Origin of the sequence: Ferruginibacter sp. (assembly GCF_028288465.1) — a bacterium.
Taxonomy (GTDB): Bacteria; Bacteroidota; Bacteroidia; order Chitinophagales; family Chitinophagaceae; genus Ferruginibacter.
The window spans coordinates 1-15,042 of record NZ_JAQBNR010000044.1; the positions used below are offsets into that span (position 1 = coordinate 1).

Consider the following 15,042-nt stretch of genomic DNA (forward strand, 5'->3'; position numbering starts at 1 on the left):
TGTTTCAGCAGGATGAACGGGATAAGGGCATGGCTTCTACTGGCATCAGTGTTATTAAAAGTTTTATAGAACTGGCTGCTGGAAAAAATATTTCAGGCATGTTGTGTACGGCATGGGATGATAAGAGTCCGCACATGGAAAATTACTGGCGTGGGTTTATTGCGGCGGCAGAATATAGCTGGTCGCCCAAAGGCCGTACACTGGATGAATATGATGTAGCCTGGCTGCAGAGAGAGTTTGGTATTGCTTTGCCGGAGTATAAAAAATTCGCGGCTGATTTAAGACAGGGGTCTGAATTATGGTACGATGGATTTTATAAGACGGGGAATTTTTTTGATGACAACAATGCATTGCAAAGCTTTAAACAGGTAGAACATTGGCTGAAGCCGTTGGAAGGCCGGGAGAATACGCAGTTTGATTATACCACCAAACTGATCGAATTACCGGACCTAAAATCACCCGGCACGTGGAGCAAAAAATATAACGACAAGCTCGACAGAGCCATTGAGGCAAGTAATAATTATCCGTTGCTTGCTGCTAAAATAAATGATGTCATTCATAATTCGAGGAGGAACAGATACTACTGGAAGCTCTCCCAATCGTTGTATAATTTTCAATTCTCAACGCCCGATCTATTGCTTGCACTGGAACAGGCTGACAACCCGGATAAGGCAAAACAAAAAGCTGGCATAGTACACGTGCAGCAGGCGCTGACTCATTTTCACAATGCATGGGCTGGTCTGCAAAATACATACAGCGAAACAAGGTTTGTGGCCTACCCTTCTAATTATATTCCCGACAGGTATTTTCATTTGGCAAGTCAGCGGGAAGATTTAAGCTGGATGATACAATCGCAGGAATTATTTGAAGGCATGATAAAAAAGTGGCTACAGAGCCAGCAGTAAGTAGCATCAGCAAAGAATAATAATTCCTGGATATCTGGCATCAGCAACACTATTTCTTAAGTATCCTGCTAATCACCGGCAACAAAAAATCAGCAATCCGTAACATTCCCAAATCAGTTGGATGCACACCATCCACAGCGCCTTCGTGATCCGTTCCAATCATACCGGCTGATTTCTGGTAGTATAAATTTTTAACGCCCGCTTGTATAAGTGTTGCATAAGCCCTTTGCAAATCCTTCATCTTTTTTAATTCCGTCCGCTGCGCAGTGGGAACAAAGTAGCTGTTTTCAAACGGAAAATTTTCTACCAGCAGCACCGGTACTAAAGGTCTTAACTGCTTCAGCAATTTCACCAGGTTTACGGCACGCTGGTAAACCAAAAGTTCGTCTGTATTGGGGTTGCAATCCACCACGTATAAAGCTGCATCTATCTCTCCCATGGCTTCTGCAACAGACGAATCAAATTTGCCTTCGCCGCTAAATCCAAAGTTGATAACACTCCTGTCCAGCTTTCTTTCCAGGATATTGGTGAAAGCCATACCTGGCCTGCTGGCGCATCCGCCCTGTGCTATGCTGCTGCCGTAATACACCACTGGTTTCTTTTCAATTAAAAACTGATCAACAGGTTTTGTAATGGCCGCATCTGCGTTTATACCAATGGATACAGAATCAACACCATCATACAACGGCAGGTTCAGCAGGTATTCACGGTAAACGGGATCACCATTTTTAATCATCACATACTCACTTGTTTTTTCTTTTGGGCGGCCGGTTTGTATAAACTGCCAGGCACCGTTTACCATCGCATATAAATCAACCCCTTTTATACCGGTCGCCGCCATGTGCGAAAAAAGATTATCATCTTTCAATGTCCATCGTATCGAAATATCAGTAGCGTTGCTGCGAAACCGGATGGAGATGCCTGCCGAATTCTGACCCAGCCCCCATACTTCTTTGCGCAATTTATTTTGGTACTGCTGCGGAAAACGCAAATAGTTTTTTTCGCTGTGGTATTTGCCGATAATGGTAAACTCCTGCCCGTCGTAGAACTTCAATGGGTCTGCAGGAGCTTGTTTTATTGAACCACTTCCGCCTGCTATAACAGTTATGTTGCTGCACAGGCAACAAAGGAGAATATAAATAGTGCTTTTCATTTGTATCATAAAATAAGAAGGTAAATAAAGGATATGGCAATTTAGAATTATTACCATCAAGTAAAAATATTTTTATTCAATACAGGCATTTGCTGTTATTGATTTGAACGATGCCGGCTGTGGTGAATTAAATTAAATGCATAGTTTTACTGTTCCCGGAGATAATCAACATTTACATTTCATCTTTTATCCAAACACCATTTATCCGGGCATCAATTATGAACCAACGGTCTATAAAATACATACTCCTATTGTTGATAACAATACCGGCTTTAAATGCCTGCGAATACCAGTTTGATCAAAAAGTAAGGCAATGGAATCCGTACACCAAATTCCAGGTACTGGTTTTTGAATCTACAAAAAACCAACGTGATTCCATCTTCATCAGCGACGTTGAAGAACACCAGCAGAACAACAATCCCGTTATAAAAGTCAACTGTGAAATGATAAACAAAAACCCGGCAACGTCGGTTAAAACGCAGTCCTGGCTGCTAACCTTAACCACCACGGAACGCAACAAAGCGGAGTTTAACATCCATCTGTTTACAAAAACAGCAAGGCTCTGGCCCTTTGTTCCGAAAAGAACAACCTGGCTGGATTCTCTACCAATGACTAAAATGGAAGTGTACGGTACAGATTACAGGGATGTGATACTATTGGAGCCCGATAAGGATGCTGCAGACTATACTACCTCGTCAGCAGGCGAAACATTTGTTGAAAAAATTTACTGGAGTAAAGAGCATGGTCTGATCAGGTACGATTTAAAGAACGGTACCGTTTGGAATCTGGCGAAAAAATACAGTCTGTAAAAAAGCGGGATCATTGATCATAAGACTATGTGCTGACCTGTATAAATAAGCCCTCCTTCAAAACCAAATAATAATCATTTATAAGTAGTACCTGGGAGTAAAGTTAGCCGTACAACCTGGGTTAGTTTATTATTATGCAGCAGGATTAACAATTTTTTTTCTAAAAGACACGGCAAAAAAGAGATTGGTGACCAAACTTTTCAAAATAAATTACCGCCGGAAAATAAATTATGTAAAGCAGCCTCCTGATTTGCGGATACAATCTTATAAAACCAAAAAAGGACCGCAATACGCGATCCTTTTGTCAGAGGTCCCGAGCAAATTTTCCTGGAACCAAATCAGCTTTGATTATCAATAATTTAATTTCTTCAGTCTATTTTTTAGTATATCGCCTAGTTTCTTATTCCAAAATCTTACTCAACATTATTCAATTTTACACTTACTTGCAAAGATAATTTTTTTCCTTTTTAGTTAAGTCAAAATTTGTTGGATTACATCATTAGTGTTTTAGTATTACTGCTTAAAAAATTCAACGGTAGGGTTTAAACTTAATTTTGCATCAATCTTTTTTTATGCCTGTGCTGACCGGAACCTTGTAAATACCAGCATTTATTATGCAAAATAGTTCATGGCTATTCTGCCGTTAATTAATATTGGGATCTATAAAAACAAACAGCTAAAGAAAACTTGCTGCGCTAAAATATATTTCAGTTAAAAAAGGCATTGAACATTGGGGATAAACTGCTGAAAACCAGTTTGGAGCTAAACTGCAGGCAAGGGCAAACGTTGTGCAGTCGCACTGCTTCCTGATAGCCTCAATTTATGATTGACTTTAATACCATGTATAGTCTTCGTTCCATTCCTGATCGGAGCAACCCGGCGTTGAAACAGCGTTTGGCAAAAGCAAGGTTTTTGTAAAAAGAATACTGCCCCAAAGACATATCTCCGAAGGAGGCCAAACCGGGTGGAAATTGTTTTTACAAAACCGTGGCAAGTTTTGCCCCTGTATTTTGGCGAAACGCAGACCTTGCTTTTGCCAAACCTGTCAAGAAATTTGCGGCTGATCAGGATGAATGAGTTTTAGAAATTGCTGTTGAGTAAATCTGGTTTGAGGATAAATTATTCACGTCCACTAATAAAATTCTCCGGATCTGTTCGGCTGCTTATGTACCAAGAATTAAACAGATATCACCCTTGTACTACTGGAAGTTTGCGGTAATTTTTGCAATGAGTTGTGGTATCTAAAGCAATCTTATAAAATCTGAATTGTAGTGGCCACCTAGGGGCCAGCCTCAATGACCAATAGTTTCTAAGCTTAGTTCACCTGGCTGATTTGCCAAATGCGAAAAGAAATATGACAGCTGTACTGCGCAGGCAGATGAGGGGCTTTTATAGCCCTTTTTTTTATTCAGCCACACCCCGCAAATTGCCTACCTTAATGCTTATAGCTATATTTACGCTACAGGCTAACTACCAAAACTTCGTTACCTGAATTTGAACCAAACAAACATCTAAGCTTATAAGAATGCTCGAAACACTATAATATGAAAAAGATACCCATCAGGCAACTCAGTTCCCCTCTGCAGGAACTTTCTTCTTCCGAGCGTTTTAAAATTCGTCGGGTAGAAGATATTTTGGGAGAAACTGATTTGGTTCATGATCTGCACAGGCATGATTTCTTTTTTATTCTAGCCTTAAAAAAAGGAGCAGGTAATCATGAAATAGATTTTACAGCTTACAATGTACGGGATAACACTATTTTTTTTATACGACCGGGCCAGGTGCATAAATTAGAATTGAAGGCAGGCAGTACCGGTTACCTTGTTGAATTTAACACTGAATTTTATCACCCCAAAGACAAGAAATCCAATCAACGACTGAGAAAGGCTAGCAATAAAAATTATTGCGAACTTGAAATCGGCCGGTTCAATAAACTACAAACTATTCTGTCATCTATGATGGATGAATATGTTGACAAAGAAGAAGGATACCAGGATGTGATAAAATCAAGCCTTGATATTTTCTTCATCGAGTTTGTGCGACAAAGTCAAAACCCGAAAAGTATATCAACTGTAGCCAACTCCTATACGCAGGAACGATTCGAGGAATTTTTAGAATTACTCGATAAGCATATTGCCACTCATAAACAAGTTTCTCAATACACCGATTTGATGAACCTTTCACCATACCAACTAAATGAAATCACAAAATCATCCATTGGCAAAACAGCCTCTGATATGATCAATGACCACATTATCCTGGAGGCAAAAAGATATTTACTGGCTACGCCTAACCAGGTAAAAGATATTGCTGATCAGCTCGGTTTCGAGGACCCTTCTTACTTTATCCGCTTCTTTAAAAAGCATACCCGGCAGTCGCCGGAAGCTTTCAGGCAAAATTTTAAATAAGTCCTGTATAACTTAATCATCATCCTGTTGTGCGCCTACCGGTGATTTTATTTTTGCGTAAAAAAACTTTTAAATTTTACAAAAATGAAAATTATCATCGTTGGTGCATCAGGCACCATGGGCAGACATTTAGTAACTGCATTCTCAAAAGAACACGAAGTAATCAAAGCATCTTCCACAGGATGTAATGTGCAGGTAGATATTACTTCTACAGCATCCATCGAAAATATGTACAAGCAAGTGGGGGCATTTGATGCATTGATTTCAACTGCAGGCCCAACCTTTGTTGGTCCATGGAAAAAACTTACAGACAGAGAATTTCGGCAAGGCGTGGAAGGGAAAATGATGGGACAAATAAATCTTGTATTAATTGGTCAGCATTACATCAATCCAAAAGGTTCGTTTACCCTCATCACCGGAGCACTATCACATGATCCACAGAAGAATTTTGCTAACGCATCGGCAGCCAATGCGGCTGTTGAAGGATTTGTAAGAGGTGCAGCTATAGAATTGGAAAACGGTATCCGCATTAATGCCGTGAGTCCAACTGTTATTGAAAATTCCCCACAATATTTCCCATACTTTCCTGGCGACATTCCTGTAACCATGCAACAATTGGAATATGGTTTCCGCAAATCCATTTTTGGTGCAAATACCGGCCAGGTGATAAAACCCTATTGATCTGACAGGAATAAGAATCATTGCAACCGCAGGTTATCAAGCATATTAACCTGCGGTGCTATGATTGCAGCTTTCGTTCAAAAGCTTTGTTGACTCCGGATGACAGCATTTAAATAACTTTTTAAAACTTCAGCTAAATCCAATTCAACTGCCCCATTGTCCTATCGGCGGCACCGGGCATTAAATAATTTTGTGACTCATTAAAAACATAAAAATAAACGCATCATGAAAAAACAAACAAACTTCAACATTGCCAAAATGAGCAAAGATCAGTTAATTGAATTAGCTTCAACAGCAAAGGAAACTGTAGCCACCGATTTGGGTCCTGGCAAAGGCTTTACTGTAATTGATCTATGGAATATTCAGCGCAGAAATAAAAGCAGGATAAGCAGAAGGCATTTAGCCTGATACCTTGCATTGCCCTCATAAGTAAAAGGGAACTATCAACTCAGTAATAAAACAAGGCACATGATAAAAAGATCAATCATTAATACTGCTGTGCCGACGCAAGCCGCCAGGCAACATGCGAAATCACTCTTCAAAAACGCTATGAAAACATTTTTTTATTTTTTCGCACTGTTACTTTTTTCCTTTTGTGCTATTGCACAGGAAAAACATCAATTTATAACCGGATTTGAAAAGAGTTTACGATCAACAATATTAGGTGAGCAGCGTAAAGCCTGGATTCATATTCCAACCAGCAATGGAGGAACGGAAAATACCGGTAAAGGGCGTTACCCGGTAATTTATTTATTAGACGGAGATGCAAATTTTAATGATGTGGTTAGTATGACCGAATTCATGAGCAACGCAGGCCTTTGTCCGCCCATGATCGTTGTCGGGATCCTGCACCCTGCCCGCATGAAGGATCTGACATTTGGAACAGATACGGAAACGCCCGGTGTTAATGGCAATGGTGAAAATTTCATGCTGTATGTTGAAAAGGAATTAATGCCATACATAGATTCTAATTACCCAACGGCCTCCTACAAGATCTTTATTGGTCACTCCGTTGGTGGCCTCACAGTTGTGAATACGTTGGTACGTCAACCTAATTTATTCAATGCCTACATTTCACTGGATGCTGCCTTGTGGTGGAACGATCAGCAGATTGTAAAAGATGCGAAGACAATTTTAGCAAACACAAATTATAAGGGCAAAACATTGTTTATGGCTATGGCTAACAGGATGGAAAGAGGGATGGATACAACGCAGGTGCAGCAAGATACAACCGAGGGTACTGAATTGATCCGGAGCAACCTTGAATTCATAAAAGATATTTCTAAGAACAAAACAAATCAGTTGCGGTTCAAACATGCATTTTATGAAAATGATGATCATAGTTCGGTTAGGTTGATAGGAGAGTATGATGCCGTCCGTTTTATTTTTGATTATTACAAATTGAAAATTTATAACAGTGAATTAGAAAATCCCAATTTTAAGTTGGATTCATTGTTCGCCACACATTATAATAATGTCTCTAAGCAAATTGGATATCTAGTTAAACCAGATGAAAGCCAGGTTAATGGTCTTGCATATTACATGTTGAGACAAAAGCAATTCAACAAGGCAGAAGCATTGTTTAAATTAAATGTTTCAAACTATCCCACAACGGCTAATTGCTATGATGGATTGGGGGACTTCTACCTGGCAAAGGGCGATACAATAAAAGCCATAGAGAATTTTAAAAAGACATTATCGCTAAAAGCAATTCCTGAAACGAAAGAAAAGCTTGACAAATTATTAAAAGAAAAGAAGTAGACTTTTCTGTGGTGCATTATTCATCCATCATAAAACAAAACCGTGAAAAATGTATTAAGGTTGGAAGAAATTGCGATGATGGCTTTAGGTATTTTACCTCCTGACTTTTCATAGCCTTGGCATATCAGTATGGTTGTGGCTTTGTTATTTGTTTAGACGGATGTATCTAGGTTGGGATATTTGTTCAATACAAAGGCCGGCGCTATGGTTAATCCTTGTTAGGTCCATCAATGCAGGTAGAAAGAATATTCAATATTAAAATTAAATAACCTGGTCACCATGAAATTATCAGTCTTTAAAATAATACCTATCAAATGACATCCGAAAAAAATCAAAGCAGCAGAACTAATTTTATTGCATCAGTTACATTGCTGGGACTGCTATCAATCCTGGAAATATTTCACCTTTTAATATTGTTAAAGGTTATTCCATTTGATTTTATATGGGGCGGAAAGTTGAAAAGTTCCTCCCAAATGTTATTGTTTGAAACGGTTTCAGTAATCACCAATTCATTGATGATACTTATAGTAGCGATAAGCGGAGAAATAATAAAATCCAGGTTACGACCCATCATAATTAAGGTGGCCTTATGGGTAATGTTCTTACTTTTTATCCTGAATACAATGGGAAATTTTACCTCTGAAAATCCATTTGAAAAAAATGTATTCACACCAATAACACTGCTTATTTCACTGTTATGCCTGATGCTCATTTTCACAAAAAAATATAAAAAACTAAATACTTTATAAAATGAAAGCTATTATTATCAACGTCTTTGTATTCCGAACAACATGATTTGTAGCCAGTCAGGTTCAGTGGGATTCTATTTTTTAATTCTTCAATATAATTTCAAATGAAAAAGTTATTGTTCGTTATTGTGTTACACATGTGCCTTGCATTTAATTGCCAGCAGCTTCTTTCTCAAACATGTGGCACAAGGCAATTAGACCCAAGGGTAGCGTCGTTCTTAAAAATGATTGGATACCAGGACATGACGATTGAGCAACTTCGCAATTTACCGATAGCGCTGATTAAGTACCCTTCACTACCACTGATACCTTATCCCAAAGAAGATGTACAACGAATCAAAATAACTGCCGATAGTATTCCTGTACTAATTTTTAATGCTACTCATGGTCAGAACCTACCCATAATAATTAACTATCACGGGGGTGGTTTTATTTCACCCTTAGTACCTGGCCTGGAACACTCACTATGGCAGGACTCAAAAACTTATGGTGCAATTGTTTTTGCTGTTGATTACCGGGTTGCTCCTGAAAACAAATTTCCAGCTTCTGTAAACGACAGCTACAATGCATTTAAATGGATTTCTGAGCACGGCAGTAAATTTGGTGGCGATACCAGCCGTATTGCATTGCTAGGGATAAGTGCAGGCGCAAACTTAGCGGCTGTAGTAACACAGAAAGCAAAAAAAGAAGGTATTGTTAGTAGGATAAAACTTCAAATATTGAATGGACTTCCAGGAGATTGCAGCCCGACTAATATGGAAACATCTGCCTCTTACCAGGAAAATGCAAAAGGATACTGGCAAACAAAAGCCGCCAGCTATTTTGCAGTTGAATTATATGCCCCCGGTCAATACAAAAACCCGGAAGTCTCACCCATTGTTACAGATGATTTCGAGGGATTACCACCTGCTGTAATTATCACTGCAGAATTTGATCCGCTGAGGGATGATGGCCTGTTCTATGCTGCTAAACTGAGAAAGTTTGGGGTAAAGGTTTGGGGCAAATGCTTTGCAGGGCAAATACATATGTTATTAGGGTTACCGCCAGATGCAAAAGAAATAAAAGAATATGAAGCCTTAGTAAAAAATGCGATGAAGGAGTCATTTTCAAAATAACTATTGCATCGGAGATGTAGATCAAGTTTCATTTTTATAAGTTTATTGACTTCCGTTTGAGTAGATATTTTTTATAATTGATTGGAGACGGCTGAAGGCCGGAAACCTTTAATAACGAGGTAAATGCCCAGTGAAAATTCAAACACCGCCACAGGCAATGCAGAAAGTGCAGCCAACGGAGACACACTATCAATAACGCCAAACATTACTGCTAGATAACCAGCTATCAGTGGAGCTTCTCCAGCTATTCCAATAATCGAAAGTGTTCGTGGTACCAGCCGGGATTTAAATAACAGTATTCCTAACAACAAATCATTGATAGCTGGTATATAGCCCTGGCCCAAAAGGAAGATGCGGTCATACAGCGCAACAAGCGCATGGCTTGTACTCAATGAATCCGCCCCGCCACCATTCTTATGCAAAGTCATTGCTGCTAAAAGAAATGCAACCCCAACAAATATGGTACTGGCTTCTAAAATTCTTGATGCAACCAGGCCTAATGCAAATCCTTCATGCTGCTTTTTTAGCACCGGGTATAATACCACTGCAGTTGCAACGGACGTAAGCCCAACAATTATTTCAAGGATACCGCCGATGATGACAGGGGTATCGTTACTATTGCTTAAAATATAATTTGGTTGGTGTATTGGGCCATATAGTGTGAGGGTCGGAATAGAGACAAAAGTGAGCAGGTAGATAATACCTGCAGTCAATGATGTCTTGCGCAATGGACTCATTGAAGTTTGCATGATCAATGTGTTTGTGCCAATTGGTTTATGTTGGTTCGTGTTCATTTTTTTATGTATTAGAATTGATAAGAAGTTTTTAAATCATTCCATGAAATACAGCTGTTGATTTTATTTTTTCCCGAGCGGATTTGTTTTCCAGGCTTTAGAAAAAAACACACTCACCATCACTCCCCTGTTGTATATTTCCCTACCATAAGCAATATTGGTTAACCCATAATTATATCTGATGTCCACCGCAATTCTTTTTTGTTTGAATGGGAATTCAACACCACCGCCTATCTGAACGCTTGCATCAAAGCGTTTAAAACCTTCACTTGAATTTGAAAAGGATAGTTTGTTTGATAATTCGCCAATTTTATTTTTACCGCTCAGGTTATAGGCAATAGATGGTCCGGCATTAACATAAAGACTGCCGATGTGCAACCGTGCCAACACAGGCAATTCCAGGGTATTTAATCGAAGGGTTGTTTCATTACCTGACAAGGGATTGTTTGCCTTTAACTTGCCACCCCTTCTAATATAATAGAACTCAGAAACTAAAGAAAAAGCAGGGGTAATTCCAGCCAGGAAAGATGCGCCGGCCTGAATGCCATTCGTTGTCTTTTTGTAATCTGCCAGTTCACTGTTGGCTGAGCCATAGTTGAGGTGAGTGCTTACCACATTTATCATCAAATCGAAATAAGTTTTTGCAGTCTTTTTGCATCCCCGTTCCTTTCGGTCACGATTTCTGCTGATTGAGAAAACGATTTTGCGAACAGCATTACCATTGCTATCACAAATACTGTAGTTGACTTTTTCATAATTAATTTTTTTGATTGTTATTGATTGCACAAAATTATTTTCTGAAAAAGGCAGGCGATAGGACGATTACTAAGTTGAATTGGATTTGTATTAAGTTTCCTAAAACTTAAGCAGAGTTGGGTTCTATGGACTGATAAGACCGGGAGAAGTAAATAATATCGTTTCAAATAAGTACCACACAACTGCATGTTTGTCCTACCATTCAGGCAAACGCAGCAATTACTTTTGTTCCTGAAAGAAATTAATTCACAGAAAATAATTAGAATGAAAACGAAAATGAAATTGATTGCATCTTTAAAAATCTGGATTGCCATCTATCCTTCCATCACATTGTTTCTTTACCTGTTTGCAGAACAATTAGCAGCGATGCCATTGTACCTGCGAACATTTTTGCTAACTATTTCACTGGTTCCCTGGATAGTTTTTGCAGCTGTACCATTTATTGATACTGTTATCAAAAAGCTGTCAGCAAAAAAAATGAATTGAACCAATAAAACGAGGCATACAACGGATGGTGTTACCAGACGTAATTTTATAATACCCGGTGCAAAAGCGACAGGACTAATTGCATTACCATTTCCTTCCACGATTTTAAATATGATAAAATGATACCTGAAAAAACATTTGATGTAATAATAATTGTCGGTAGCTATTCAGGGCTTGCGGCGGCGATGGCGCTGGGCGGGGCAATGAAAAAAGTATTAGTCATTGACAATGGAAAACCTTGTAACAGGCAAACTCCATACGCTCATAATTTTACCTTTTCTTAAAAACTATTGGATCATCGATTTGATATCTATTTTTATCATACCCTTTGCAAAGATGATCAATGTTTCATTAATCGCTTTTTTTGAGGTGCGTAAGGTTAACCTGGTGAATCTTTCCATTCTCACATGGGCGGCCTGCGTGGAGGAATTTCAATAGCCATTGGCCCTCTCCCTCCCCACTTCTCCATACAAGGAAGTAATTCTTTCCTGTTGCTATTTTATTGTGATATTTTCTATCATAGTTCAGGGGCTTACGTTAAATATATTGGTTGATAAAGCTGTCGGCACAGCAAAACAGCTTTGTCACAAAAGCAAGCGACTGCAGGAGCGTAAGTGCGGCAATGCCTTACAGTTTGCACATAAGGAAACAAGCGTGGTATAGCTATTGTATGTAACAGTAATGATGACACCCGGCAAAACTAATTATACTGAACCCAAAATATTGCATAAAGCAATGCTGTACAAGTTGCAAAAGGACACCTTTGCCTATTTTATAAAAGAAGTTAATAACAACACCGGGCTGATTGCAGACAAAACGCAGCCGGGTGCGCCAAGCAGTATCGCAGCAACAGGCCTGGGACTGAGTTGCTATATAGCAGGTATAGAACGCGGCTTTATAACAAGGACTGAAGCGGCAAAGAGAACGCTGACTGTTTTACAATTTTTTTATAACAGCCACCAGGGTACCGATGCTGATGCCACAGGATACAAGGGTTTCTATTATCACTTTCTTGATATGGAAACCGGTAAGCGGGTATGGAACTGTGAACTGTCTACAATAGATACAGCCATATTAATGGCCGGCATTCTTACCGCCCGTTGTTATTACAACAGCCGGCAACAATCCGAAATTGAAATACGTACCATTGCAGATAAACTGTATGCACGGGTTGACTGGCAATGGGCTTTAAACGGTAAGGATTCTGTTTCACACGGATGGAAACCAGAATCAGGATTTCTTCGTTACCGGTGGAACAATAAATATTCTGAAGCACACATTATTTACATACTGGCACTTGGCTCACCCACCTTTCCAATTAGCGCCTCAGCATATAAAAAATGGATAGCAACTTTTGAATGGAAAAAATTATATGATATAGACTGCATTTACGCAGGACCGTTGTTCATTCACCAGATGTCCCAAATATGGCTTCACTTCAACGGCATCTACGACGATTTCAACAATAAGGTAGGAATAGATTATTTTGAAAACAGCCGACGTGCCACCCTGATCCAGCAACAGTATGCAATAGACAATCCGAAGGGTTATGCCCGCTATGGTAAAAATGGGTGGGGATTTACTGCAAGCGACGGACCGGGGCCCTGCATAAGAACAGTGAATGGCGTCAAAAGACAATTTTATAGCTACAAAGCAAGAGGAGCACCGTTCGGGCCGGATGACGGTACAATATCACCATGGGCAGTCGTATGTTCTCTTCCTTTTTTACCGGATGTAGTGCTCAGCACAATAGCGCATGCAACCAAAAGGCTTGATTTTGAAAAACATCATCCATTTGGTTTTGATGCCAGTTACAATCCAACCTTTCCGGAAAAAAATGCTTTGTCCCATGCCTGGATTTCGAGATGGCAGTTTGGTTTAAACCAGGGGCCGGTTATTTTAATGATTGAAAATTATACATCCGGACTGATATGGAATATCATGAAAAAATGCCCGTACATAATCAAAGGCTTGCAGTGTGCAGGTTTTAGCGGAGGCTGGCTCAATTTAAAAACAACTAAAAAAATGTAACTATGCAAATATCATCATTGGCGGGAAAGCCTGCAGAACAAAATTTGCTACGACAGCACCCTTAAACGAAGGGTTATTGTAATATCCGGCAAACTCCAACTGATCCAGGTAGTTGTTCTCCATCCTGTTTATCGTGCACTCAGTCCCCACCCCAAATTTAGGGTAATACAGGTCTGCTCATCTGTGATTTTTTGAAAAAATTTACGCTACAGATTTTAATTTTCTTACTTGGCTGGTGGTATCTTCCACCATGCAATCGCTGATTTTATCCATCATTTGAGCAACCGTGTAATCCCAGCTAAAATCTTTTAAAAAAGCATCAACACGCGAAAGCCATCCTTTTGTCTGCTGTTTATTTTTTGCCAACTCTTTCTCTGCCGATGCAATAAATTCATCTGCATTGTCCGCGATATACACCAGTTTATTTTTACCATATGGCGTCACTACATCTGTGATGGAGGTTGAGATAACCGGCTTTCCCGCCGCCAGGTACTCCGGCGTTTTGGTTGGACTTATATATTTAGTGGATTCATTTTTTTCAAACGGTATCATTGCAAAATCCCAACCGGACAGATAAACAGGTAACTCGTTGTAACACTTGCTTCCGAGGTAATGGATGTTAGGCAGCTTCGGCAAATCTTCCGGATTTATTTTTACCACCGGGCCAATCAATACCAACTGCCAATCAGGCCTTCTTTCTGCTACTTCTTTTATCATTTGTATATCGAATCGCTCGTCAATTACGCCATAAAAGCCAAACCGTAAACGGGGTATATATTGCTGATCATGTGGCTCATTCAGTTCCTTGCGTCCTTTAGAAAAATGTAGCTTATCTATACTGCTGGGAAAGGGATAAATATTACGGTGCGCATGTTTTTTCGCGGCAAATAAACTATGCCCGCCGGTAAACACCACCTGTGCTTTACTAAAAAGTTCGGCTTCCATAATTTTTAATTCTGCAGGGGCAAATTTAAAGGCAGACAGTTCATCCATGCAATCATATACTATTACGCTCGGTTTTAAATGACTGCTGATTTTTAAAGCCATCGGCGTATAATACCAGGCAATAAATCTCTCAATTTTATTTTCTTCAAATAAAATAGTAAGAAGTTGTTTTTGTCTTGTAACAACGGATTGTTTATCGGTTATGGCCGAGTTAAGATAAGGCTTAACAATCCATACATTTTCTTCTGTCACTTTTGTCTGGAGCATGTCCTCAGCGTCATGAAAGAGCGGCTCTTCGACAAAAAAAGTTCTGAATTTTTTTGCGAATCTGCTCATAAGATGTTGGGGGCGCTGGTAAACAAAGTCCCACCTTAAATGTGAAAAACAAACGAGATCTGTGCAGGTATTTTTCTTGATGTCTAAAAGTTGATTTGTTTCCATTTTTTCGG

At 39.4% G+C, this 15,042-nt stretch carries 14 protein-coding genes; 10 read left to right on the plus strand and 4 right to left on the minus strand.

Annotated elements, in window-relative coordinates; all coding sequences use genetic code 11:
• Positions 1-905, plus strand: a 905-nt coding sequence (locus JWR61_RS16935) for a hypothetical protein (RefSeq protein WP_301928933.1), incomplete at its 5' end; no start/stop codon positions are given.
• A gap of 49 nt (positions 906-954) precedes the next feature.
• On the opposite strand, the gene JWR61_RS16940 is transcribed toward JWR61_RS16935, so the two are convergent.
• On the minus strand, positions 955-2,067 hold the full coding sequence (locus tag JWR61_RS16940) for an SGNH/GDSL hydrolase family protein (protein WP_301928934.1): 1,113 nt from the start codon (positions 2,065-2,067) through the stop codon (positions 955-957).
• 245 nt (positions 2,068-2,312) lie between these two features.
• On the opposite strand from JWR61_RS16940, the gene JWR61_RS16945 reads away from it, so the two are divergent.
• The 6 genes from JWR61_RS16945 (at position 2,313) to JWR61_RS16970 (ending at position 9,581) form a co-directional block, all read left to right on the plus strand.
• Entirely contained in the window at positions 2,313-2,867 is a 555-nt protein-coding gene (locus tag JWR61_RS16945) for a hypothetical protein (RefSeq protein WP_301928935.1), read from the plus strand.
• A gap of 1,544 nt (positions 2,868-4,411) precedes the next feature.
• Positions 4,412-5,275, plus strand: a complete 864-nt coding sequence (locus JWR61_RS16950; protein ID WP_301928936.1) for a helix-turn-helix transcriptional regulator — start codon at positions 4,412-4,414, stop codon at positions 5,273-5,275.
• Positions 5,276-5,359: 84 nt separating this feature from the next.
• Entirely contained in the window at positions 5,360-5,956 is a 597-nt protein-coding gene (locus JWR61_RS16955; protein WP_367881811.1) for a short chain dehydrogenase, read from the plus strand.
• A gap of 225 nt (positions 5,957-6,181) precedes the next feature.
• Entirely contained in the window at positions 6,182-6,364 is a 183-nt protein-coding gene (locus JWR61_RS16960; protein WP_301928937.1) for a hypothetical protein, read from the plus strand.
• A gap of 60 nt (positions 6,365-6,424) precedes the next feature.
• On the plus strand, positions 6,425-7,717 hold the full coding sequence (locus JWR61_RS16965; RefSeq protein ID WP_301928938.1) for an alpha/beta hydrolase-fold protein: 1,293 nt from the start codon (positions 6,425-6,427) through the stop codon (positions 7,715-7,717).
• Between the two features lie 853 nt (positions 7,718-8,570).
• The gene (locus tag JWR61_RS16970) at positions 8,571-9,581 is read left to right on the plus strand and encodes an alpha/beta hydrolase (protein ID WP_301928939.1); all 1,011 of its coding nucleotides are present in this window, start codon (positions 8,571-8,573) and stop codon (positions 9,579-9,581) included.
• Positions 9,582-9,652: 71 nt separating this feature from the next.
• Here the strand turns inward: JWR61_RS16970 and JWR61_RS16975 are convergent, their stop codons facing one another.
• Positions 9,653-10,330 carry a DUF4386 domain-containing protein gene (locus JWR61_RS16975; RefSeq protein ID WP_301928940.1) on the minus strand — a complete coding sequence of 226 codons (678 nt, stop codon included), beginning with the start codon at positions 10,328-10,330 and terminating at the stop codon, positions 9,653-9,655.
• A 108-nt stretch (positions 10,331-10,438) separates the two neighbouring features.
• The gene (locus tag JWR61_RS16980) at positions 10,439-11,161 is read right to left on the minus strand and encodes a porin family protein (protein ID WP_301928941.1); all 723 of its coding nucleotides are present in this window, start codon (positions 11,159-11,161) and stop codon (positions 10,439-10,441) included.
• 234 nt (positions 11,162-11,395) lie between these two features.
• Between JWR61_RS16980 and JWR61_RS16985 the strand changes: the two genes are divergently transcribed.
• From JWR61_RS16985 to JWR61_RS16995, 3 genes are all read left to right on the plus strand, one after another.
• Entirely contained in the window at positions 11,396-11,617 is a 222-nt protein-coding gene (locus JWR61_RS16985) for a hypothetical protein (protein ID WP_301928942.1), read from the plus strand.
• Positions 11,618-11,736: 119 nt separating this feature from the next.
• On the plus strand, positions 11,737-11,901 hold the full coding sequence (locus tag JWR61_RS16990; RefSeq protein WP_301928943.1) for a hypothetical protein: 165 nt from the start codon (positions 11,737-11,739) through the stop codon (positions 11,899-11,901).
• Positions 11,902-12,352: 451 nt separating this feature from the next.
• A complete protein-coding gene (locus JWR61_RS16995; RefSeq protein ID WP_301928944.1) occupies positions 12,353-13,648 on the plus strand; it encodes a glucoamylase family protein in 1,296 nt (431 codons plus the stop codon).
• A 201-nt stretch (positions 13,649-13,849) separates the two neighbouring features.
• On the opposite strand, the gene JWR61_RS17000 is transcribed toward JWR61_RS16995, so the two are convergent.
• The gene (locus tag JWR61_RS17000) at positions 13,850-15,034 is read right to left on the minus strand and encodes a glycosyltransferase family 1 protein (protein ID WP_301928945.1); all 1,185 of its coding nucleotides are present in this window, start codon (positions 15,032-15,034) and stop codon (positions 13,850-13,852) included.
• Between the last annotated feature and the right edge of the window lie 8 nt (positions 15,035-15,042).